The organism is Streptomyces sp. NPDC031497, assembly GCF_055580905.1.
Window position 1 is genome coordinate 60,019 of sequence record NZ_JBVIKO010000001.1, and the last position, 20,139, is coordinate 80,157.

A 20,139-nucleotide genomic window follows, 5' to 3' on the forward strand; every position below is an offset into this window, starting at 1 on the left:
GGAGACGTACTGGGGGTGCTGGGTGGCCGTGCCGGTCGGGGTGGATATTGCGGAGCCGTACGTCGAGCTGTCGTACGTGGATGCTGCGCATGAGCGTCGGCGGCGTCCGCTGCTGGACTGCGTGACAGCTCGGTTCGAGGATGTGGCCGCGGTGCGGCCGTTTCGCTGGTCGCGCGGTGAGCGTCATTCCTCCGGCTGGTACTGGGCGGCGACGACCGGGCGGCACGTCGGTTTTGAGTCGTGGCTGGAGCGGGACCGGCTTGTGCTGATGGACTTCGATCCCGGGGTGGTGGGGATCGCCTCGCAGCCGTTCTGGCTGCACTGGCACGACGGCAAGCGTGAGCGTCGGCATGCTCCGGACTATTTCGTCCGACGCGCGGACGGCTCGGCGGGGGTCGTCGATGTCCGTGCCGATGAGCGGATCGAGCCGAGGGACGCGGAGTCAACGCGAGTTGGTATCGGATGGCAACGCAATACGGACTCTTTAATCAGGACCGCGAGTTCCTCCTCGGCGTCGACTACAACACGCACCCTACGGACGGAGAGCCCGAAGATGACGGCTGGGCCTGGGTCCAGGTCCGCCTCCTCGACGACTGGGACCTAGTCACGAGCGAGGTGACCCAGCTACGGAGCGGGTTCGCGACACTGTTCACTACGCGCTTCGTGCCGGAATTTACCGCGGTGTCGCTGGACGGACGCATGATGATGAACACCACCGTCTGGGGCAACGGCACCGTCACCACCATCGCCATCCGCCCCTAGCGATCAACGAGTAATTGTCAAGATGTGTGGATGAGCAGGCTTGGGCAGGGTGAGGTCCGCCGTTATCTAGGGTGAATCGCCGTTGTGGCAGGTCAGAACTTGATCGCCGTGTCAGGCAAGTCAGGCAAGTTGCTCGACACTCGGGTAGCGCGGCGATCCGCCCGACAGGGATCAGGCCGTCGAGGACGTCGACGACGAACTGGGACGCGGGGCATCGCTTCGAAGTCGTCTCGTGAGTCGTCGTTCGGCACCGTGTGCGTTTCAGGTGACGGATGCTCGGCGATGGCTGGGCCCGCCGGTCAGTCGATGCTGTCGATGATGCGGAAGTCGCGCTCGTAGCCGTCGGGGAGGGCCGCCAGGGCCTTCTGGTATGCCTCGCTCTCGTATGCCGCGACGGCCTGTTCGAAGCTGTCGAACTCGATCAGAACGACGCGCTGCGTGATTCCGGCCTCGTGGGCGACGACTCGACCGCCACGGGACGGGAGGAGGGACAGGAGACGCCCGCCCCCAGCCTGGACAGCCGGACGGGCCAGCTTGTCGTAGGCAGTCAGCCGCTCAGGGTCGGAAATGGCGGGGTAGACACTGACCCAGTAGCCCTTAGCCATGGAAACCCCCTGTGTTGGGCCGGACACGTCCGACTTCGAATTGACACTCAGATCGATCGATCCCGGCGACGGGTACTGCGATCAGTGGAATCGTCATATGCGCAGGTTAGGGCTTGATGTGCGGCCGAGGGAAAGACCGGTACGGGATAGACTCAGAACGGATCGTTATCAATCGGCAGGGAGGGCACGTGGCGCCGGATACGGTGAGCCTGCGGTACTTCCTGGTGCTGGCGCAGGAGTTGAACTTCACCCGCGCGGCCGCACGGATCGGTATCGCACAGCCCGCACTCAGCGCCCGGATGCGCCGATTGGAGGCGGAACTCGGTACGGCTCTGCTGGTCCGCAACACGCGTAGCGTCGTATTGACCACGGTCGGTGCGGCTTTGGCGGAGTCCGCGCCGCCCGCGCTGGCGGCGCTGGACCGGGCGTGGGACACCGCCCGGAGCGCGGCGGCCGGTGAACTGGGCACGCTGCGCATCGGATACAGCCTCAGCGCCGGGGCCGAGACGGCACCGGCCCTGGTGGACAGGCTGATTCGCGGCAACAGCGGACTTGAGGTCGGCGCGGTCCCGATGGCGACACCGGAGATCTCCCCCGCGGTCGCCGACGGCCGCATCGATGCCGGGATCACCCGCGGTGAACAACCGGGCCGTGGCGTGCGCCGGTTCCTGCTGCGGCGTGCGCGCATCGGGGTCCAACTGGCGCAGCACCATCCGCTGGCCGAACACCCGGAGATCGAGATCGCCGACGCGGCCGCGTATCCGCTGCGACTCCCCGACCGTACGGCCAACCCCGTGATCCACGATCAGCTGTCCGCACTGTTCCGCGACACCCGACCACACCCCCGATTCCACACGCCCGCAGCCTCTTTCGACATGTCTCAGCGCGACCTGCGCGACGGGGTCACCCTCGCCCCGGCCGGAGAAGCCGCGGCCACGACACAACCGGCCGGTCTCACCTGGCGACCGCTGCGGGGCGCGCCCAGCCTGACGTTCCACCTGGTCCTCCCACGCGAGCAGTCGCCGCTACACCGCCGCATCCGTACCGTCGCCAAAACCCTGGCGCACGAGCTGCACTGGCTGCCGGACTGACGCGCAGGAGGTCAAGCGAGACGGACGCCTGCGGTGGCGAGGCCGAAGACCTTGCGCCCGGCGGACTTCGCGGTGATGACGACGGCGGTCTTGCCGAATGTCCGACACGACCTCGCTACGCCGGCGGATCAGCATCCGAAAGCCCGAGCAGGAACGCGCCTTCGGGGTACCTGCCGAGCGGCTATACCAAGCACTCCAACGGACCCGAGCCGACTGGGCTCCCGACTGCGCGCGTTGGCACCGAGACCACGAACTTGCCTAACAGACCCTTGGATACCAGCCAGGCAAGTTCGCTCCGGAGTACTTGCCTGACTTGCCTGACTTGCCTGACACCTGCTGGGCAGCATAGATAACCCGAGCTTGTCTCGTTAGTCGGCCGTGAAGTTGCTCGATTCCTCCCCGCGATACGGTATCCATCGGTACCCGGGCCGGAACACTTCGTAGTCGGCGCTCAGGTCAAGTTCCGCATGGAGCTTTTCGCTGAGTACGAGCCCGTGGATGCTGCCTTCGTTCAGTTCATCTGACCACTCGCACCTGAGCTCAGCAGGGTCCAGGAGTGATTCCGGATCCCAGCCGACTTTGGCGGCGACATATCCGTGGAACTGCGCGAGCAGTTCGTAGAGTTGGTGTCCCAGTTCGGTCAGGTCTGCTGCGGTGAGCTCGAATCTGGGGAGGCTGCCGTCCAGGCCACCATGCCAACTGACGGCCACGGGCAGGATCGAGAGCTCGATGTATGAGCCCACCTTCGCCAGCAGCGGCCGGTGGAGAGGGACGCGGTGGGCGCCCGCGCGAAGCACCCATGGCTTGGGGTCGATGCGGGCGGCAGCCTGTGCCGCCTCCGCGTCGTCGCCGAAGTTCACCACGAGCTCGAAACAGACCGCCACGGTTCTCCTGCCTCCCCAGCCCCACGGCCTCACGCGGCCCGTGTTTCGGTACGTTCGACGAGGATGCCATTCTCGAACCTGGCGCCCGCGCGAACCAGGGGCACCAGGTGGGATCCGGTGATCGCCCGCCAGCGGACCTGGGCGGACTCGACTGGTGACCCGCGCCCACTCCTTGCACCTGATCTGGCACGGACGGCTCGCGATCGAGCTGGCCGAGCCGCTGAGCGATGCGACGCTGGTCTGCGCGGGCACCGGACGGGCTGCCTGATGCCCGCCGGGATGCTGGCGCTGGCGCCGGGAGCCGGCATCCGGCTCAACGGCGTGGAGTGGACGGTTGAGGACGTCGAGCCGCAGGCCGGCACCGTGGTGCTCCGGGATGCCGCAAGTGAGGTGGAACGCCGCCCGATCCGATGGCTCATGCACCGCCCGGACTGCCGACCTGGCAAACCGGCCGCGGAACAGCCCACACGGCCACGCGGGCAGGTGCTGAAGACCGACCTGCGCGAGGACCAGCTGAAACGGACACGGCTGCGGGCCGAGCACGTGCTCGAGGCGGAGACCGGCTATCGCGCTGGCCACCCCGCGCGAGCCCTGCCCGGCGAACCGCGACCCGAGTACAACCCGGCCACCACCACGGTGACTCAGCGGCGCCGGGCCAAGGCCGCCGAGCTGAAGGCCCTCGGTCCCGCGGAGGCGGAGATGCTGGGGCTGGCGCATATGAGCGAGCGCACGCTGCGGCGGCTGGCGGCCGCCAGCATCGAGGACATCGTGGCCGGCTGCGCGGATGGCCGGTGGACCCGCCGGGACGGCGGGCACCCGGCATCACGGAGGAGATCCGGGAGGCGATTTTCGCGGTGAGACGCGAGTGCCTGCAGCGCTCGCGCATCAGCATGCGGGCCAAGCACCGGCTGTGCACCAATACGTCCGCGAGGTGTTTCCCGGATTCCCGACCGAGAAGGTCCCCGGCTAGGACACCCTGGCCACGGTCTGGGAGGAGTGGTTCGGCCCGGGCGGAGCCCGCCAGCGCTACCTGCGATCATCCTCACCACCTGGCCACTGGCCAGGGAATTCAACCCCGCACCGCTCGCCAAGACCGTCGAACATCACCTGACCATGCACCGCCGCGAGATCCACGCCCTCCCCGGTGAGCGCCGGCATCACACCTGGGACCGGCCACCGGAGTCCGCCATAGCCTCAGCGGCTCTTCTCCACACCGCCGACCAGATCCTCACCCTCGACCAGCACGACCGCGACGAAGCCCTCAGATCCATGCTCCGCTCCAGACCTGACCCGGACGCCGGGAAATGGGGACGGACCGACCTCCACCTGTTCCACCCCTCGCTCTCTTTCTGCAGCGCCGTCATGCAGGCCCGAGACCGCCGGACGCAGAATCTGGCACGCGGTCCCAGCAGCCGACTCGCCGGAGCCGCGCACGGCCGAGTACACGTGGCCTGCGCCCGTCACCTCGTCGCGGGCAACCCGACCGGTGGTCAGGGCGATGCCGCAAGATGGACCCCGTACAGGGCGGCGAACCGCGCTCCCGGATCCGGGGGCGACGCGGTCGCCGGTTGACAGGAGGGCAGAACGCTGAGCGGCCGGATCGACCCGCGCATCACCCGGACCACCCAGGCCTTCGAGCAGGCCATCGTGGAACTCGCCTCGGAGCGGCCGGTCTCCCAGATCAGCGTCGCCGAACTGGCCGACCGCGCCGGGGTCACCCGGGCGACCTTCTACAACCGCTACAGCACTCCGCTGGAACTGCTCATCCAGGTCCTCGACGCCGACCTGGACCGTGGTCACCGCCTGGAGGACGAGCGGGCGAGGGACGGGCGCTCGGCTGCCGAGCTGCTGCGCCTCACCACCGCGGAAGTGGGCAACCACGTCGAACGGTTCCGGGCGGTCTACCGGCTCTCCCTCGACGATCCGGCGGACAGCGGCGTCTACGAGGCGCTCGTACGCCACTTCAGCGAGTACACCCTGACGTTCATGGCTCGCGGTGACCACGCGGCGCTTCCCGACGCCAACCCCCAAGTGATCGCGCAGTTCATGGCTCACGGCTTCGCCGGTGCCATCAAGGCGTGGCTCCACGACCCCTCGGTCACCAAGGACGACATGGTCGACGCGGCCGTGGCGTGCGCTCCCGCGTGGTGGGCGCCCGGGTACCTGCCGCGTTCGTCCTGACCCGGGCTCGGGGCGGACACCCCTTCCCGTGAACGCCCGCGCAGTGTCACCAAGCGATGGCCAACGGGTTACCGTTCGCCTCAACTCTGGTTCCGGCGGGCTCAGTTGAGACGGGGGATGGCGCCAGCGTTCGCCGTGCGGTGCCCAGGGAAGGGGCCGTACGACAGCCTGCTGGGGGGCTAGCGTGAGGGGACCCGGACCGGTCCTGTGCGCGACGGCGACGGCACTGCTGCTGTGGTCTGCCTGGGCCGTTCCGAGACGGGTGCGCTGGCCGCCGTGAAGGTGATCCGGGCGGAGGAGGCCGGCGACGACGACTCCCGCCCTGGGCGGCCGAGGCGTACGACGCCGTCCGCTACGCCGCCCACGGGCTCGCCGCGCCCGGCGGCGACGACCGCGAGTCGCCGCGCGCGGAATTGCTGCGCGAGCCGTGGCAGGGGATCACCCGCCGGTACAGCTACGAGAGCCAGTCCCAGTACCTGGAGACCGGCCAGGACGGCGGCTGGTTCCTCTACCGGGTGGAGGGTGCCAGGGCCCGGTTCGTGGCCCGGCACGACGACATCGGCAAGAACGTCCGGAGCAGTGGTCCCTAGAGGTCGTCCGTCGCCCCGAGTCCCGTCAGCGCGCCCACCGGGTCCAGGTCGGGGGTGCCTCTGGGCCACCAGTCGTCGTGGCCCGGTTCGGACTCGTAGGCGTACCAGAGCCCGTCGCGGCCCAGCCGGAGCTGGACATGGCCGCCGGGGTGGGTCAGGTGGTTGCGCCAGGGCCGGAAGGCCGGGAGGTCGGCGGCCAGGAGCAGGGGTCTGGCCCGGTCGAAACGGCCGGCCGGCGGATCCCAGGGCTCCTCCAGCACGGCCAGTCCCTCCGGGCCGCCCTGCCGCCAGGCGGCAACCGCGCGGGCCAGGTCGCCCGGGGTACGGCCTACGGCGTCCGCGAGCGAGGCGTAGAGGGCGCGGGTGGACGCGGTCAGGCCGGAGCCGGGGCGGGCCGCGGCGAGGCGGACCGCGTCCTGCCAGAGGGTCAGTTCACCGACCGGGTCGCGTCCGGTGGCCAGCAGGGCGTGGGCGCGGGCGGCGGCGTCCGTGGCCAGCTGGTCCAGCGTGAATGGGTCGGGTCCCCCGGGCACGCCCGGGTACACCGGAGGCTGCTCGGGATGCGGCGGCACCGGCAACGGGGGCGGCAGTGGCGGGAGTTGGCGCGGCACCAGGGCCTCGGTGGCGCGGACGCCGGGCAGGGCGGCCGGCTGCCGCTCCCGGGCCGCGCGGGCGGCGTTGCGCCGGGACAGCGCGTCGAGGACCTCGCGCTCCCCCTGGCCGCGCAGCAGAAGCAGCACAAACGGGTCGGCGTCCAGCAGCCGCGCGGTCTGGTAGCAGAGGGCGGCCGCGTGCTTGCAGGGGTGACCGAAGTCCGGGCAGCTGCAACGGGGTTCGAGCTCTCCCGGCCCTGGCAGCAAGGACACTCCGCTCTCGGCGAGGGACTGCGGCAGCTCCTTGTCGAGCAACGCGGCGATGTCCCCGGGCCGGTCGGCGGCGGCCTCCAGGAACCGCTCCCACTCGTCCGCGCCGAAGGTACGCAACCGCACCTGGACGCGATACGGCCGCGGCCGGCTCCCCTGCACATACGCCAGGACCAGCCCCGGCGTCACGGTGATCGCGTCCACATGCCCCCGCTCGGCGTAACTCCGCCCCCGCGCGAGCCGCTTCACATCCAACGCTCCCTCCTCCAACGCCCGAACCCAGGCGTTCCCCCACCAGGTCTCGGCGAAGTCCGCCCCGGAGCCACCGGCCCGGGAGAGGAGGGCGGGGAAGGAGGGAAACGTCCGGCGGAGTTCGGTGTCGCGGTGGGGGGTGCCCATGGTGCGGGGCAGTCGGGGAGCGGTAGGAAGCCCCGCCGCCTCCGGGCGGCCGGAATCCGCAGTGGGCACTGGCATGCTCGGGTCCGGGTCGCCGGAGGGGTCGGCGGGTACGGGGGCGATCGGCCACGGGGCGCCGGAGGGGTCGGCGGGTACGGGGGCGATCGGCCACGGGTCGCCGGAGGGCTCGGCGGGTACGGGGGCGGTCTGCCGCGGGGCGCCGGAGGGCTCGGCAAGCTCCGACACCGCCGGCTCCCCGCGGCCGGAAGCCATACCGGATGCGGAAACGGACGACTGCGAACGGCCCGACCCCGCGGCGGGCTCCGACACCGTCGGCTCTCCGTGGTCGGAAGGTGTGCCGGGGGCGGGCGGCTGCGGACGGCCGGGGGGCGTTGCGGGAGTCGGGTGTGGGTGGCCCGGGGGTGCGGTGGGCGTGGACGGGGTGGGGTCCGTTTCGTAGTGCTGCGTCGCGGTGCGGTGTGCCCTGTCTTCGTCGAGGCGTTCCGTCGGGGTTCCTTGATCCACCAGGGCGTCGGACCGCGGTGACTCGGGCTCCTCCTTCGGCATCCTGAACGCGGTCGCCAGGAACTGCTTCAGGTCACGGGCGGTGCGACCGCGAGCCGTCTCCGCCGGGGCCGGCGACGGCAGCCGGCGCACCCCGCGAGCCGGGGACCCTTCCGAAGCCTCCGCCGCGGCCGCCTCGGCCCGCCGCGCCTCCGCGCGGGCCGCGCGCAGCGCCTCGCGCGCGACGTCGGCGGGGCGGGTGCCCGGACGAACGGCCCCGGCGTCCGCCGGGGTCGCGTCGGCCTCGGCCTCGGCCTCGGTCTCCCGTCGCTCCGCCTCCTTCGCCGCCGATGCCGCCCGCAGCGCCAGCCGCGCCGCGTCACCCGGCCTGGTCACCCGCTCCTCGGCCGCGTCCGCCCCCTGCGAAGCGGAGCCCTCGGGCCGCGCACCGGCCGGCGCCCCCTCGTCGCCTCCGGTCTCCGCACCGCGCCCCCGGGCCGCCCGCAGCGCCTGCCGGGCCGCATCGCCCGGCTGCTGCTCGTCCCCGCTCATGACGTCCTCCGCAGCGACACCAGGTCGGACAGCTCACGGTCCGTCAGTTCGGTCAGGGCGGACTCGCCGGAGCCCAGGATCGCGTCGGCGAGGGCGCGCTTGGCCTCCAGCATCTCGGCGATGCGGTCCTCCACCGTGCCCTCGGTGACCAGGCGGTGGACCTGGACGGGCTGGGTCTGGCCGATGCGGTACGCGCGGTCGGTGGCCTGTTCCTCCACCGCCGGGTTCCACCAGCGGTCGAAGTGGACGACATGGCCCGCGCGGGTGAGGTTGAGGCCGGTGCCCGCGGCCTTCAGCGACAGTACGAGGACCGGTGTCGCGCCGCTCTGGAAGCGGTCCACCATGCGCTCCCGCTCCGGTACCGGTGTGCCGCCGTGCAGAAGGTCGACCGGGACCGCGCGGGCCTGGAGGTGCGCGGTGATCATGCGGGCCATGCCGACGTACTGGGTGAAGACGAGCACGGAGCCGTCCTCGGCGAGGACCGTGTCCAGCAGTTCGTCGAGCAGGGTGAGTTTGCCGGAGCGGGCGGCCAGGCCGTCGCCACGCGGCTCCTCCTTGAGGTACAGCGCGGGGTGGTCGCAGATCTGCTTCAGGGCGCCGAGCAGCTTCAGCACCAGGCCGCGGCGCGCGATGCCGTCCGCCGTCTCGATGGCGAGCAGCGACTCGCGCACCACCGCCTCGTAGAGCGCGGCCTGTTCGCGGGTGAGCGGGACGGGGTGATCGGTCTCCGTCTTGGGCGGGAGTTCGGGGACGATCCCGGGGTCGGACTTCTTGCGGCGCAGCAGGAAGGGGCGGACCAGGCGGGCCAGCCGGCCCACCGCCTCCTCGTCCTCACCGTTCTCGACGGCGCGCGCGTGCCGGGCGCGGAAGGACTTGAGCGGGCCGAGGAGTCCGGGGGTGGTCCAGTCGAGGAGGGCCCAGAGTTCGGAGAGGTTGTTCTCCACGGGGGTGCCGGTGAGGGCCACGCGTGCGGGGGTCGGGATGGTGCGCAGCGCCTTGGCGGTGGCCGAGTAGGGGTTCTTGACGTGCTGTGCCTCGTCGGCGACGACCATGCCCCAGGGCTGGTCGGCGAGTCTGGCCGCGGTGGCGCGCATGGTGCCGTACGTGGTGAGGACGAAGCCGCCGTCCAGGCCGTCCAGGGTGCGGTCGGGACCGTGGAAGCGGCGGACCGGGACACCGGGCGCGAACCGGGCGATCTCCCGCTGCCAGTTGCCGAGCAGCGAGGCGGGGCAGACCACCAGGGTCGGTTCGGTGCGGGCCCGCTTGAGGTGCAGGGCGATGACGGTGATCGTCTTGCCGAGGCCCATGTCGTCGGCGAGGCAGCCGCCGAGGCCGAGGGAGGTCATGAGGTCGAGCCAGGCCAGGCCCCGCAGCTGGTAGTCGCGCAGGGTGGCCCGCAGTGCGGCGGGCGGCTCGGCGGGCTGGATGCCGGCCGTGAGGCGGTCGCGCAGGGCCGCGAGGAGGCCGACGGGGACCGCCTCGACGCGCTCGCCGTCCACCTCGGCCTCGCCGGTGAGCGCCACGGAGAGCGCGTCGACCGGGTCGAGCAGGCCCAGTTCGCGCTTGCGGGCCTTGCGCACCAGGGCCGGGTCGACGAGCACCCATCGGTCCCGCAGCCGTACGACCGGACGGTGGGCCTCGGCGAGCGCGTCCATCTCGGCGTCGCTGAGCGGGTCCCCGCCGAGCGCCAGCTGCCAGCGGAACTGCAGCAGATCCTCGCCCTCGAAGAAGCCCGTGCCGTCGGTCGCCGAGCCGGGCGCGGAGCGGATCACGGCGGCCGCGGTGAGGTCCTGGGCCAGGTCCCGGGGCCAGTGCACGGCGACCCCGGCCGCCGCCAGCCGGGTCGCGGCCACCCCGAGCAGATCACCCAACTCCTCCTCGGAGAGGGCGAGTACGTCCGGCACGTCCTGCTCGGCCAGCCGGTCCAGCGGCGGCCACACCCGCGCGGCCCGGCGCACGGCCAGCGCCGCGTCCACCCGCGCGCGGGGACCGAAGGCGGCGTCGGACCGCCCCGCCCACAGTGCCGCCGCGTCGGTCATCAAGGTGGGGTCGGCCAGGCTGTGCACCTGGACGATCGCCGCTCCCGCGCGGTGCGCTCCCTCGCCGTCGTCGAAGAGGTCGTAGGCCGACAGGTCGAGGCGGAGCGAGATGCGCACCCCCGCGTCCATGCCGGCGGCGACCTCGGCGGCCCACTCCTGGGCGTCGGGCAGCCGCCGGCCCTCCTGGGCGGCGAACGGCCTGCCCGAGGTGTGAGGGGCGGCCGGGGTGCGGGGCAGGGTGTCGGCGACCGCGTCCAGGAAGGAGCGGATCAGTGCCTCCGGCCGGGGCAGCCGGAGCGGGCCGGGGCCGGGCAGCGGGACGGCGTGGCCCTCGGCGGGCAGGGCGGCGGCCACCGCGCGCAGGTGGGCGATGTCGTCCGGCTCCAGGGGGCCGGCCCGCCAGGCGTCGTACCCGGCCGGGGTCAGGCCGGGCAGCAGGCGGCCCCGGGCGGCGAGCCGCAGCGCGTGCTGGGCGGCGGCGCCCCAGCAGGCGGTGGCGGGGTGGGCGGCCGGGTCGCGGCGGGCCCGGACGAGCAGCGGGAGGGCCTCGCCGAGCGGCAGGGTGAGCGCGGGCACCTGCCGGCGGCGGACCCCGGCGCCGTGCCGTCGTACGACCGTCAGTTCCTCGGTCGCGGTGACGGGCAGCGGGTCGCCGTCGGGGGCCCAGAAGGCGACGCGGCCCTGGCGCGGGAGGTCGGCGGGCAGATAGACCGCCGCCAGGCGCAGGGGGACGCCGTCAGGGGTCTCGGTCACCGTGCCGCTCATACGTTCTGCCACCTCCCGCCCACATGTCGGATCAGACGTCTTCGACTGTACGGGCGGGGTCTGACAGTCGGCCCCGGCGGCCGGCCGGGGCCGTCCCTACGGCACGGTGCGGGAGACGACGTAGATCATCGGGTAGTTCGGGTCGGCCGTGTTCACGACCACGTCCTGGGTGGGCGCCGGGTTCTTCTGCTTGTGCGTCAGGCCCGACCAGGGGCCGGGGCCGGTGAACGTCCAGCCGGTGACCTTCTGGTCGCGGGAGCTGATGCTGATGTCGTTCTTCTTGAGTGCGTCCCGGTTGACGCCCATGCCCTCCAGGAAGCTGTCCAGGCCGGCGCTGTTGGTGCGGAACTGGACGTAGAGACGGCTGGTCTTCCAGTTGTTCGTCTCGTAGTACGCGATCCGGTCGGCCGGGTGCGGGACCGGCACCTGGTAGAGCCGCCGCTGCACCTTCGACGGCCAGCCCTCGGTGAGGCCGGTCGCCGAGTACTTCGACTCCTTGTCCTTGCCGCTGTTGCGGCTCTGGGCGGCGGAGATCACCAGGTAGCCGGCCGGTACGCCGATGAGCAGCCCGATGATCAGCAACGTGAGCGCCCGGCGGCGGGCCTTGTGCCCCGGGGTCTCGGGCGGACGCTTCGGTTCCTCCGGGGACGCGGCCTGGCGGGGCAGCGAAGCGGTCATGCGGTGTCCCGGGTGCGGCGGGCCTCCGCGAACCGCTCGTAGCGCTCGTACCGCTCGACCCGGCGCCGCTTGGCGCGCCGGAACCGGCGGGCGACCAGGCGGGCGAGGTCGGCGGCCCCGACCATGCCCGCCTCGGGGCCGAGCTGGGCGCGTGCGATGCGGGCCTCGGGGCGGTAGCCGCGGCCGGTCAGCTGGCGCTTGAACGCGTCCCGCGCGGGGCCGATCAGCAGGTCGTCGGCGGCGCTCACGCCACCGCCGATGACGAAGCAGGACGGGTCGAGGGCGGCGGCGAGGTTGGCGATGCCGACGCCGAGCCACTGGCCGATGTCCTGGAGCAGCTCGATGCACATCGCGTCGCCCTCGCGGGCGAGCTCGGTGATCATCGGGCCGGTGATCTCGTTGATGTTGCCCTTGACGTGCTCGATGATCCCGTAGGCCACCGGGGAGTCGGCCGCGGCCAGCTCCTTGGCCTCGCGGACCAGCGCGTTGCCGGAGCTGTACTGCTCCCAGCAGCCGCGGTTGCCGCACGGGCAGCGGTGGCCGCCGGGCACGACCTGCATATGGCCGAACTCGCCGGCGACGCCGTACTTGCCGCGCTTGACCTGGCCGTCCTCCAGGATCGCGCCGCCGATGCCGGTGCCCAGCGTGATCATGACCAGGTGGTCCTCGCCGCGGCCGGCGCCGAACCGCCACTCCGCCCAGGCGGCGGTGTTGGCGTCGTTGTCGACGAGGACGGGGACCGAAAGCCGGCCGGAGAGGCGGTCGCGCAGCGGTTCGTTGCGCCAGGACAGGTGCGGGGCGAAGAGCACGCGGTTGCGGTCGGCGTCGACCCAGCCGGCCGCGCCGATGCCGACGGCGTGCACGTCGTGCCGGTCGGACAGGTCCAGGACCAGCTCGACGATCGTGTCCTCGACGACCTTCGGGCTCTTGGACTTGTCCGGGGTCTCCGCGCGGAGCTTCTCCAGAATGTTGCCGTCGGCGTCCACGACGCCCGCCATGACCTTGGTGCCGCCGATGTCGATGCCGACGGTGGGGACACGGGGGGCCGTCAGGTGGGACCGGCGCTCCCGTGTGCCGACCGTTCGCAGGACGGGGGCTCGGCGGGAGCCTATGGGGGCGGTGAGGTCGCGGTAGGTGCTCATCGGGCTTGATTCTGCCGTACACGTGCGTGTAGCGCCGTTCGGGGGAGATAAGCGCCGTTGCCGGGTGCGGCTCCGTAGTGGCTAATCGCGCAGTTCCCCGCGCCCCTGGCCCCGCCGCAGTTCGTGGCGTAGCGAATCCAGGTCGCTTCCGCCTGCCATCTGCTGGGTCAGCTCGTCCAGGGTGACCGAGTCACGGTCGTAGCTCCCCACCATCGCGCCCCTCCTCAACAGCACGAACCTGTCCCCCACCAGGTACGCGTGATGCGGGTTGTGGGTGATCAACACAACACCCAGGCCCTGGTCGCGTGCCGCTGCCACGTATTTCAGGACCACACCTGACTGCTTCACTCCCAGTGCCGCCGTCGGCTCGTCCAGGACCAGGACCTTCGCGCCGAAGTAGACGGCCCTCGCGATCGCCACGCACTGGCGTTCGCCGCCCGACAGGGTGCCGATGGGCTGGTCGACGTCCCGGAGGTCGATGCCCATGCGGAGGAGTTCGGCGCGGGTGGTGCGGCGCATGAAGTCGACGTCCAGGCGTTTGAACACACGGCCCTTGCGGGGTTCCGAGCCGAGGAAGAAGTTGCGCCACACCGGCATCAGCGGCACGACCGCCAGGTCCTGATACACCGTGGCGATGCCCCGGTCCAGGGCCTCGCGCGGAGAGGTGAGCGTCGTCTCCTCGCCCTCGACGACGAGCGTGCCGCCGTCGTGCCGGTGCAGGCCCGCGACGATCTTGATCAGGGTGGACTTGCCGGCCCCGTTGTCGCCGAGGACGCAGGTGATCTCGCCCGCGTGGACCTCCAGGGAGACCCCTTCCAGGGCGCGGACGGTGCCGTACTGCTTGCTGACGTCGGTCAGCCGGACGAGGGTCATGCGGTGGCCTCCGCGCGCTTGCGGACCCAGGTGTTGAGCAGGGTCGCGAGGAGCAGCATCGCTCCGAGGAAGAACTTGAACCAGTCGGGGTTCCACTCGGCGAAGACGATGCCCTTGCTGGTCATGCCGAAGATGAGCGCCCCGACCGCCGAGCCGACCGCGCTGCCGTAGCCGCCGGTGATCAGGCAGCCGCCGATGACGGCCGCGATGATGTAGATCAGCTCGTTGCCGACGCCCTCGCCGGACTGGACGGCGTCGTACGAGAAGAGCAGGTGCTGGCCGGAGATCCAGGCGCCGAGGGCCACGCCCATGTAGAGGCCGATCTTGGTCTTGGCGACGGGGACGCCGACCGCGCGGGCCGCGTCCTGGTTGCCGCCGACCGCGAAGATCCAGTTGCCGGCGCGGGTGCGCAGCAGGATCCAGGAGGCGATCGCGACCAGGGCCAGCCACCAGAGGATCGTGATCTTGAAGTCGACGCCGCCGACGGTGAGTGTCGAGGCGAAGACCGCGTGGGCGGACGCGAAGCCCTCCATGTCGGCGATCGTCTTGGTGGAGACCGTACCGTCGATCAGCTTGGTGAAGCCGAGGTTCATGCCGGTGAGCATCAGGAAGGTGCCCAGGGTGACGATGAAGCTGGGCAGCCTGGTGCGGGTGAGCACGAAGCCGTTGAAGGCGCCGACGGCGAGGCTCACGAGGAGCGAGACCCCCACGCCCACCCAGGTGTTCGCCGTCATCTGGTAGCTGAACATCGAGGAGATCAGCGCGGCGGACGTCACCAGGACGCCCGCGGAGAGATCGAACTCGCCGCCGATCATCAGCAGCGCCACCGGTACGGCCATGATGCCGATCGTCGAGGAGGCGTAGAGGACCGTGCTGATGCTGGACGCGCGCACGAATCCGTCCGCGGCCATGGCGAAGAAGAGGAAGACGGCGACCGCGCCGACGACCGAGCCCAGCTCCGGACGGGAGAGGAGTTTCCGCAGCGGAGAGGTCTGCAGAATCCTTTCGTCAGGCGTGTGTTCCAAGGTGGCGCTCATCGGGTGCCCCGCTCGGTGTACTTCGCCAGCGCGGGTGCCTGGTCCTTGGTGATGATCTGCGGGCCGGTGAGCACCGGCTGTCCGCCGCCGAGGACGTCGCCGTTGTACTTGTAGAGCCACAGCAGGTCGACCGCCTGGTAGCCCTGGAGATACGGCTGCTGGTCCACGGCGAAGCCGAGGGTGCCGTCCTTCAGTTCGGCGGCGACCTTGGCGTTGAGGTCGAAGGTGTCGACCTCGGCCGTGCTGCCCGCGTCCGTCTTCGCCTTCACGGCGGTGTCGGCGTACGGCGCCCCGAGGGTGACGACCGCGTCGATCGACCGGTCGGCCTGGAGCTTCGCCTCGATCGAGGACTGCACGTCGGGCATGTTGGTGCCGTTGACGTAGAGGTTCTCGACCTCGCCGTCGAAGTTCCTGGCGACGCCCGCGCAGCGCTGCTCGTGGCCGACGTTGCCCTGCTCGTGCAGGACGCACAGGGCCTTCTTCCTCCCGCGCTTGTTCAGCTCGTCGCCGACCGCCCGGCCGGCGATGGTCTCGTCCTGGCCGATGTGCGCGAGGGCGCCGAAGGCCTTGGACTCCGCGGAACCGGAGTTCACGGTGATCACCGGGATGCCGGCCTTCTCGGCGCGGGCCACGGCCGCCTTGAGGGCGTCGGGCTTGGCCAGGGTGACGATGATGCCGTCGACCTTCTTGTCGACCGCCGCGTCCACCAGCTGCGCCTGCTGCTGGGCCTCGTCGTCGTGCGAGTACAGGAAGTTGATGTTGTCCTTGCGGGCGGCCTGCTTCGCACCGCTCTGCACGATGTCCCAGAAGGTGTCGCCGTCCCCCGAGTGAGTGATCATCGCGAAGGTCCAGCGGGGGGTGTTCACCGCCGCTCTCCCCTGGGCCGCCGCGACGTTCCGGGCGTCCTCCGCCCGCTTGCCGCCGGTACTGCTGCATCCGGCGAGGGTGACGCTGAGCGCCCCCGCCACCGCGATGCCCACCCAGGTCCGAAACCGTGCCACGAGGCCGTGCCCTTCTTGCCGTGCTCATACGTGCGAGAGGGGCGGGCGAAGCTCACCGTGGGTGACCACCGACGGCGACCTCGCCTGCCCCAAAAGCCTCAGTATCGAACATGGGGTACACCCCTGACGGCGGCGGGCGGCACTCTGCGCTCACATTGTCCGGACATTGCGACTAACGGAACGTCGGAATCCGGTCGGCGCTCAGGACCGTACGAGCAGCTGGAACTCGAAGGAGTAGCGGGTCGGCCGGTAGATGTGGTCGCCGAACTCGACGGCGCGGCCGGTGTCGTCGTACGTGGTGCGCCGCATGGTGAGCAGCGGGGCGCCCTCCGGCTCGGCGAGCCGCTCCGCCTCGGCGGCCGTGGCGCCGCGGGCCCCGATGGACTGGCGGGCGCTGTGCAGGGTGATTCCGGCGGCCCGCATCAGGCGGTAGAGGCCGGTGGCCTCCAGCTGACCGGTGTCCAGGTCGAGCAGGCCCGGCGGCAGGTAGTTGGTCAGGTACGCCATCGGCTCGCCGTGCGCCAGCCGCAGGCGCTCGATGCGGTGCACCTCGGTGTCCTCGGCGACCGCGAGCGCGGCGGCGATCTCGGCGGACGCCGGGACGACGGTGTTGACCAGCACCTTCGTCGCGGGGCGCTGGCCGGCCGACTCCAGGTCGTCGTAGAGGCTGCTGAGCTCCAGGGGACGTTTGACCTGGCTGTGCACGACCTGGGTGCCGACACCCCGGCGACGGACAAGGAGGCCCTTGTCGACGAGGGACTGGATGGCCTGACGCACGGTCGGGCGGGACAGGCCGAGCCGTGCGGCGAGCTCGATCTCGTTGCCCAGCAGGCTGCCGGGGGTGAGCGAGCCGTGCTCGATGGCCGCCTCCAGCTGCTGCGCGAGCTGGAAGTACAACGGCACCGGCGAGCTCCGGTCCACACTCAGGTCGAGCGGCACGGTCGGGTCCACATCTGGTTTCGGCACGGGCCCGAGCGTATCCCCGTGACGGGTTGACGGGAAGTTGTGTAGTTCGATTGTCCGGACATACGGATTGACAGCGCACGGGGTGCACCCGCACCTTGTTCCCATGCGCATCGGGGTCATCGGGACGGGCCGCATCGGAACCATCCATGCGAACACGCTCAGCCGTCATCGGGAGGTCGGATCACTGATCCTCTCGGACGTCGATCCGGCGCGGGCCCAGGATCTGGCGCACCGCCTCGGGGAGACGGCGGCGCCCGGGGTGGACGAGATCTTCAGGTGGGGCGTGGACGCGGTGGTGATCACCGCCGCGACCTCGGCGCACGCCGACCTGATCGGCCGCGCGGCACGCTCCGGGCTCCCGGTGTTCTGCGAGAAGCCGATCGCGCTGGACCTGCCGGGCACACTGCACGCCCTGGCCGAGGTCGAGAAGGCCGGGACGGTGCTGCAGATGGGCTTCCAGCGGCGCTTCGACAAGGGGTACGTGGGCGCCCGGGAGGCCGTGCGCTCGGGCCGGCTCGGGCGGCTGCACACCGTGCGGGCGCTGACCTCCGACCAGTCCCCGCCCCCGCCGGAGTGGCTGCCGCTGTCCGGCGGACTGTTCCGGGACACCCTGGTCCACGACTTCGACGTGCTGCGCTGGGTGACCGGCCGCGAGGTCGTCGACGTGTACGCGACCGGCTCGGACGCCGGGCCCGCCATGTTCCGCGAGGCCGGTGACGTGGACACCGGCGCGGCCCTGCTCACCCTGGACGACGGCATGCTGGCCACCGCCACCGCGACCCGGCTGAACGGCGCCGGGTACGACGTGCGGATGGAGCTGGCCGGGGAGCGGGACACCGTCGTGGTCGGCCTGGACGACCGTACGCCGGTGGCCTCCACGGAGCCGACCGGGCCGCCGCCCGCGGACAAGCCGTGGCCGGGCTTCCTGGAGCGGTTCGGACCCGCCTACGAGGCCGAGCTGTGCGCCTTCGTCGACGTGGTGCGCGGCGGGCTCGCCAACCCCTGCGACGGGCGCGAGGCGCTCCAGGCGCTGCGGATCGCGGAGGCCTGCGAGGTCTCCCGGCACGAGCGAAGACCGGTGGCACTCGCGGAGATCCCGGACCGGCTGGGCTGACCGCGGCTGCCGCCGCCGGCAGCGCACCGGCGACCGGGGCATCCCGGCTACCAGCGCACCGGCGACCGGCGCACCCCGGCTACCAGCGCACCGGAAGGTTCCGCACCCCTCTCATCAGCGTGCCCGGCAGCCAGTCCCCGTGCGGTCCGTCCAGGGCCAGGTCCGGGGCGCGTTCCAGGAGGGAGCGCAGGGCCGTGCGGCTCTCCAGGCGAGCCAGCGGCGCGCCCAGGCAGAAGTGGATGCCGTGGCCGAAGGCGAGGTGTCCGCGGGTGTCGCGGCGGATGTCGAAGCGGCCGGGCTCGGGATAGCGGGCGTCGTCGCGGTCGGCGGCGGTGAGCCCGATCATCACCGGCTCGCCCCGCTCGATGGCGGTGCCGGCGATCTCCAGGGGCTCGGCGGCGTACCGGTACGTCGCGTTCTCCACCGGGCCCTCCCAGCGCAGGATCTCCTCGACCGCGCCGTCCAGGAGGCTCATGTCGGCGCGCAGGGCGGCGAGTTGGGCGGGGTGGATGAGCAGGGCCAGGACGCCGTTGCCGATCAGGTTGACGGTGGTCTCGTGGCCGGCGATCAGCAGGACGTAGGCCATGCCGCGCAGTTCCTCGACGGAGAGCCGGTCGCCGTCCTCGGTGGTGGTGCGGATCAGGTCGCTGAGCAGGTCGCCGCTCGGGCCCGCGCACCGCTTGTCCTCGATCAGCTCCTTCAGATAGTCGGCGAGTTCGGCGAACGCGTCGAACTCGCCGCTCGGACGGGCGGAGCCGACCACCTCGTTGGAGAGTTTCCGGAACCGCGCGCGGTCCAGCTCGGGGACGCCGAGGAGTTCGCTGATCACCGTGATCGGCAGCGGGTAGGCGAGGGCGTCGATGAGGTCGGCGCGGCCGTGCGGGAGCATTTCGTCGAGCAGGCGGTCGGTGATCTCCTGGATCCGCGGCTCCAGTCCGGCCACCCGGCGGGCGGTGAACGCGCGCGTGATGAGCCCGCGCAGCCGGGTGTGCTGGGGCGGGTCGGCGGCCAGCAGGTGCTTGCCGATCCGCTCCTCGTCGAGGAACCTGAAGCCGATCTCCTCGGTGTCCTTGGCCAGTCTGGGGTCGGCCAGCGCCACGCGCGCCTCCTCGTACCCCACGATCAGCCAGGTCTCGTGGTAGGCGTCGTCGGGCAGCGGCCAGCGCACCCGGTGCACCGGGCCGCGCTCGCGCAGCCGGGCGTAGACCGTGTGCGGATCCGTGCGCAGACCGTCGCCGTACTCGCCGAGGTCGGTCACCTGCATGCTGTACTCCCCCTTCAGGAGGTCCCCGAGGCCGTCCCTTACCCGGAGAACGCTCGGGCCGCCCGTCTGGTGCCCCTACTCCTCCAGCAGTCCCGCGTCGTACGCCAGCAGCGCGATCTGGACGCGGTTGTTCAGGCCGAGCTTGGCCAGGATGCGGGAGACATGGGTCTTGACGGTGGCGACGCTCATGAACAGGCCGGTGGCGATCTCGGCGTTGGCGAGGCCCCGGCCGACCGCGACGGCGACCTCGCGTTCGCGGTCGTTGAGGGCGGCGAGCCGGTCACGCGCGCGTGCCTGCCGGGTGTCCGCCCGGGCGCCCGCCGCGTGCCGCATCAGCTGGCGGGTGACGGCGGGCGAGAGGACGGGGTCACCGGACGCGACCCGGCGCACCGCGTCCACGATCTCGGCGGGCGGGGTGTCCTTGAGGACGAACCCGGCGGCCCCCGCACGCAGGGCGTGCAACACCTGTTCGTCGGCGTGGAACGTGGTCAGGACGACTACCTGGGGGGCGTCCGCACGCGCGCGCAGCCGCTCGGTGGCGGTGAGCCCGTCCACGGACGGCATGCGAATGTCCATCAGGACGACGTCCGGGTGGGTGCGGTCGACGAGCGCCTCGACCTCGTCGCCGTCGGCGCCCTCCCCGACGATCTCGATGTCCCCGGCCCCGCCCATCATCAGGGACAGCCCCGCCCGCACCAGGGGGTCGTCGTCGACGAGCAGCAGTCTGATCGCGGTCATGGCTCCTACGTAATCACGCGGGTACGACATCACGTGGTCGTTCGGGCGGCGGACGTGGTCGTTCAGGAGGCGGACAGAGTTGTCCGGACTGCGG

General features: G+C 71.6%; 18 protein-coding genes and 2 pseudogenes. 7 read left to right on the top strand and 13 right to left on the bottom strand.

Features of this window, described 5'->3' with window-relative positions:
• Positions 1 to 151 precede the first annotated feature (151 nt).
• Positions 152 to 391, top strand: a pseudogene (locus tag ACZ5K7_RS00320) (TnsA-like heteromeric transposase endonuclease subunit); the annotation flags it as partial.
• 71 nt (positions 392 to 462) lie between these two features.
• Positions 463 to 762: a hypothetical protein gene (locus tag ACZ5K7_RS00325; RefSeq protein WP_468909870.1), complete on the top strand. Its 300-nt coding sequence runs from the start codon at positions 463 to 465 to the stop codon at positions 760 to 762.
• A 299-nt stretch (positions 763 to 1,061) separates the two neighbouring features.
• On the opposite strand, the gene ACZ5K7_RS00330 is transcribed toward ACZ5K7_RS00325, so the two are convergent.
• The gene (locus ACZ5K7_RS00330; RefSeq protein ID WP_123972381.1) at positions 1,062 to 1,367 is read right to left on the bottom strand and encodes a DUF1330 domain-containing protein; all 306 of its coding nucleotides are present in this window, start codon (positions 1,365 to 1,367) and stop codon (positions 1,062 to 1,064) included.
• A 188-nt stretch (positions 1,368 to 1,555) separates the two neighbouring features.
• Here ACZ5K7_RS00330 and ACZ5K7_RS00335 point away from each other — a divergent pair, with 188 nt between their 5' ends.
• Positions 1,556 to 2,458, top strand: coding sequence for a LysR family transcriptional regulator (locus ACZ5K7_RS00335; RefSeq protein ID WP_468908752.1), 903 nt, complete (start codon positions 1,556 to 1,558; stop codon positions 2,456 to 2,458).
• A 368-nt stretch (positions 2,459 to 2,826) separates the two neighbouring features.
• Here the strand turns inward: ACZ5K7_RS00335 and ACZ5K7_RS00340 are convergent, their stop codons facing one another.
• Both ACZ5K7_RS00340 and ACZ5K7_RS00345 read right to left on the bottom strand, forming a co-directional pair.
• On the bottom strand, positions 2,827 to 3,342 hold the full coding sequence (locus ACZ5K7_RS00340) for a hypothetical protein (RefSeq protein ID WP_468908754.1): 516 nt from the start codon (positions 3,340 to 3,342) through the stop codon (positions 2,827 to 2,829).
• Between the two features lie 29 nt (positions 3,343 to 3,371).
• Positions 3,372 to 3,572, bottom strand: a pseudogene (locus ACZ5K7_RS00345) (IS256 family transposase); the annotation flags it as partial.
• A gap of 37 nt (positions 3,573 to 3,609) precedes the next feature.
• Here ACZ5K7_RS00345 and ACZ5K7_RS00350 point away from each other — a divergent pair.
• From ACZ5K7_RS00350 to ACZ5K7_RS00360, 3 genes are all read left to right on the top strand, one after another.
• Positions 3,610 to 4,200 (top strand): hypothetical protein, encoded by a 591-nt coding sequence (locus tag ACZ5K7_RS00350; RefSeq protein ID WP_468909873.1) that lies wholly within the window; start codon positions 3,610 to 3,612, stop codon positions 4,198 to 4,200.
• A gap of 789 nt (positions 4,201 to 4,989) precedes the next feature.
• Complete coding sequence (locus ACZ5K7_RS00355) at positions 4,990 to 5,523, top strand: TetR/AcrR family transcriptional regulator (protein ID WP_468908757.1); 534 nt, start codon at positions 4,990 to 4,992, stop codon at positions 5,521 to 5,523.
• Between the two features lie 413 nt (positions 5,524 to 5,936).
• A complete protein-coding gene (locus ACZ5K7_RS00360) occupies positions 5,937 to 6,113 on the top strand; it encodes a hypothetical protein (protein ID WP_351698040.1) in 177 nt (58 codons plus the stop codon).
• Here ACZ5K7_RS00360 and ACZ5K7_RS00365 read toward each other — a convergent pair.
• The 8 genes from ACZ5K7_RS00365 to ACZ5K7_RS00400 all read right to left on the bottom strand — a co-directional run bounded on the left by ACZ5K7_RS00365 (position 6,110) and on the right by ACZ5K7_RS00400 (position 16,902).
• Entirely contained in the window at positions 6,110 to 8,428 is a 2,319-nt protein-coding gene (locus ACZ5K7_RS00365; protein WP_468908760.1) for an SWIM zinc finger family protein, read from the bottom strand. The genes ACZ5K7_RS00360 and ACZ5K7_RS00365 overlap by 4 nt on opposite strands.
• Positions 8,425 to 11,232, bottom strand: coding sequence for a DEAD/DEAH box helicase (locus ACZ5K7_RS00370; protein ID WP_468908763.1), 2,808 nt, complete (start codon positions 11,230 to 11,232; stop codon positions 8,425 to 8,427). Before ACZ5K7_RS00370 ends, ACZ5K7_RS00365 begins: the two co-directional genes overlap by 4 nt.
• Positions 11,233 to 11,328: 96 nt before the next feature.
• Positions 11,329 to 11,910, bottom strand: coding sequence for a sugar kinase (locus tag ACZ5K7_RS00375; RefSeq protein ID WP_351698034.1), 582 nt, complete (start codon positions 11,908 to 11,910; stop codon positions 11,329 to 11,331).
• The gene (locus tag ACZ5K7_RS00380; RefSeq protein WP_351698032.1) at positions 11,907 to 13,052 is read right to left on the bottom strand and encodes an ROK family glucokinase; all 1,146 of its coding nucleotides are present in this window, start codon (positions 13,050 to 13,052) and stop codon (positions 11,907 to 11,909) included. The genes ACZ5K7_RS00375 and ACZ5K7_RS00380 overlap by 4 nt, the downstream gene beginning before the upstream one ends.
• An 81-nt stretch (positions 13,053 to 13,133) precedes the next feature.
• Complete coding sequence (locus tag ACZ5K7_RS00385) at positions 13,134 to 13,925, bottom strand: ATP-binding cassette domain-containing protein (protein ID WP_351698030.1); 792 nt, start codon at positions 13,923 to 13,925, stop codon at positions 13,134 to 13,136.
• Positions 13,922 to 14,950, bottom strand: a complete 1,029-nt coding sequence (locus ACZ5K7_RS00390) for an ABC transporter permease (RefSeq protein WP_468908768.1) — start codon at positions 14,948 to 14,950, stop codon at positions 13,922 to 13,924. The genes ACZ5K7_RS00385 and ACZ5K7_RS00390 overlap by 4 nt, the downstream gene beginning before the upstream one ends.
• 8 nt (positions 14,951 to 14,958) lie before the next feature.
• Entirely contained in the window at positions 14,959 to 15,963 is a 1,005-nt protein-coding gene (locus tag ACZ5K7_RS00395) for a sugar ABC transporter substrate-binding protein (protein ID WP_468908770.1), read from the bottom strand.
• Between the two features lie 201 nt (positions 15,964 to 16,164).
• Positions 16,165 to 16,902: a GntR family transcriptional regulator gene (locus ACZ5K7_RS00400; RefSeq protein ID WP_351698172.1), complete on the bottom strand. Its 738-nt coding sequence runs from the start codon at positions 16,900 to 16,902 to the stop codon at positions 16,165 to 16,167.
• 130 nt (positions 16,903 to 17,032) lie between these two features.
• Between ACZ5K7_RS00400 and ACZ5K7_RS00405 the strand changes: the two genes are divergently transcribed.
• Complete coding sequence (locus tag ACZ5K7_RS00405) at positions 17,033 to 18,043, top strand: Gfo/Idh/MocA family protein (RefSeq protein ID WP_351698024.1); 1,011 nt, start codon at positions 17,033 to 17,035, stop codon at positions 18,041 to 18,043.
• Positions 18,044 to 18,122: 79 nt separating this feature from the next.
• On the opposite strand, the gene ACZ5K7_RS00410 is transcribed toward ACZ5K7_RS00405, so the two are convergent.
• Positions 18,123 to 19,307 carry a cytochrome P450 family protein gene (locus ACZ5K7_RS00410; protein ID WP_468908772.1) on the bottom strand — a complete coding sequence of 395 codons (1,185 nt, stop codon included), beginning with the start codon at positions 19,305 to 19,307 and terminating at the stop codon, positions 18,123 to 18,125.
• A gap of 75 nt (positions 19,308 to 19,382) precedes the next feature.
• On the bottom strand, positions 19,383 to 20,045 hold the full coding sequence (locus ACZ5K7_RS00415; protein WP_351698020.1) for a response regulator transcription factor: 663 nt from the start codon (positions 20,043 to 20,045) through the stop codon (positions 19,383 to 19,385).
• Positions 20,046 to 20,139 lie beyond the last annotated feature (94 nt).

Coding starts and splice junctions, on each gene's coding strand:
- ACZ5K7_RS00370 (WP_468908763.1), bottom strand. CDS start 11,232: ATGAGCGGCACGGTGACCGAGACCCCTGACGGCGTCCCCCTGCGCCTG.
- ACZ5K7_RS00385 (WP_351698030.1), bottom strand. CDS start 13,925: ATGACCCTCGTCCGGCTGACCGACGTCAGCAAGCAGTACGGCACCGTC.
- ACZ5K7_RS00380 (WP_351698032.1), bottom strand. CDS start 13,052: ATGAGCACCTACCGCGACCTCACCGCCCCCATAGGCTCCCGCCGAGCC.
- ACZ5K7_RS00410 (WP_468908772.1), bottom strand. CDS start 19,307: ATGCAGGTGACCGACCTCGGCGAGTACGGCGACGGTCTGCGCACGGAT.
- ACZ5K7_RS00415 (WP_351698020.1), bottom strand. CDS start 20,045: ATGACCGCGATCAGACTGCTGCTCGTCGACGACGACCCCCTGGTGCGG.
- ACZ5K7_RS00350 (WP_468909873.1), top strand. CDS start 3,610: ATGCCCGCCGGGATGCTGGCGCTGGCGCCGGGAGCCGGCATCCGGCTC.
- ACZ5K7_RS00365 (WP_468908760.1), bottom strand. CDS start 8,428: ATGAGCGGGGACGAGCAGCAGCCGGGCGATGCGGCCCGGCAGGCGCTG.
- ACZ5K7_RS00325 (WP_468909870.1), top strand. CDS start 463: ATGGCAACGCAATACGGACTCTTTAATCAGGACCGCGAGTTCCTCCTC.
- ACZ5K7_RS00375 (WP_351698034.1), bottom strand. CDS start 11,910: ATGACCGCTTCGCTGCCCCGCCAGGCCGCGTCCCCGGAGGAACCGAAG.
- ACZ5K7_RS00330 (WP_123972381.1), bottom strand. CDS start 1,367: ATGGCTAAGGGCTACTGGGTCAGTGTCTACCCCGCCATTTCCGACCCT.
- ACZ5K7_RS00405 (WP_351698024.1), top strand. CDS start 17,033: ATGCGCATCGGGGTCATCGGGACGGGCCGCATCGGAACCATCCATGCG.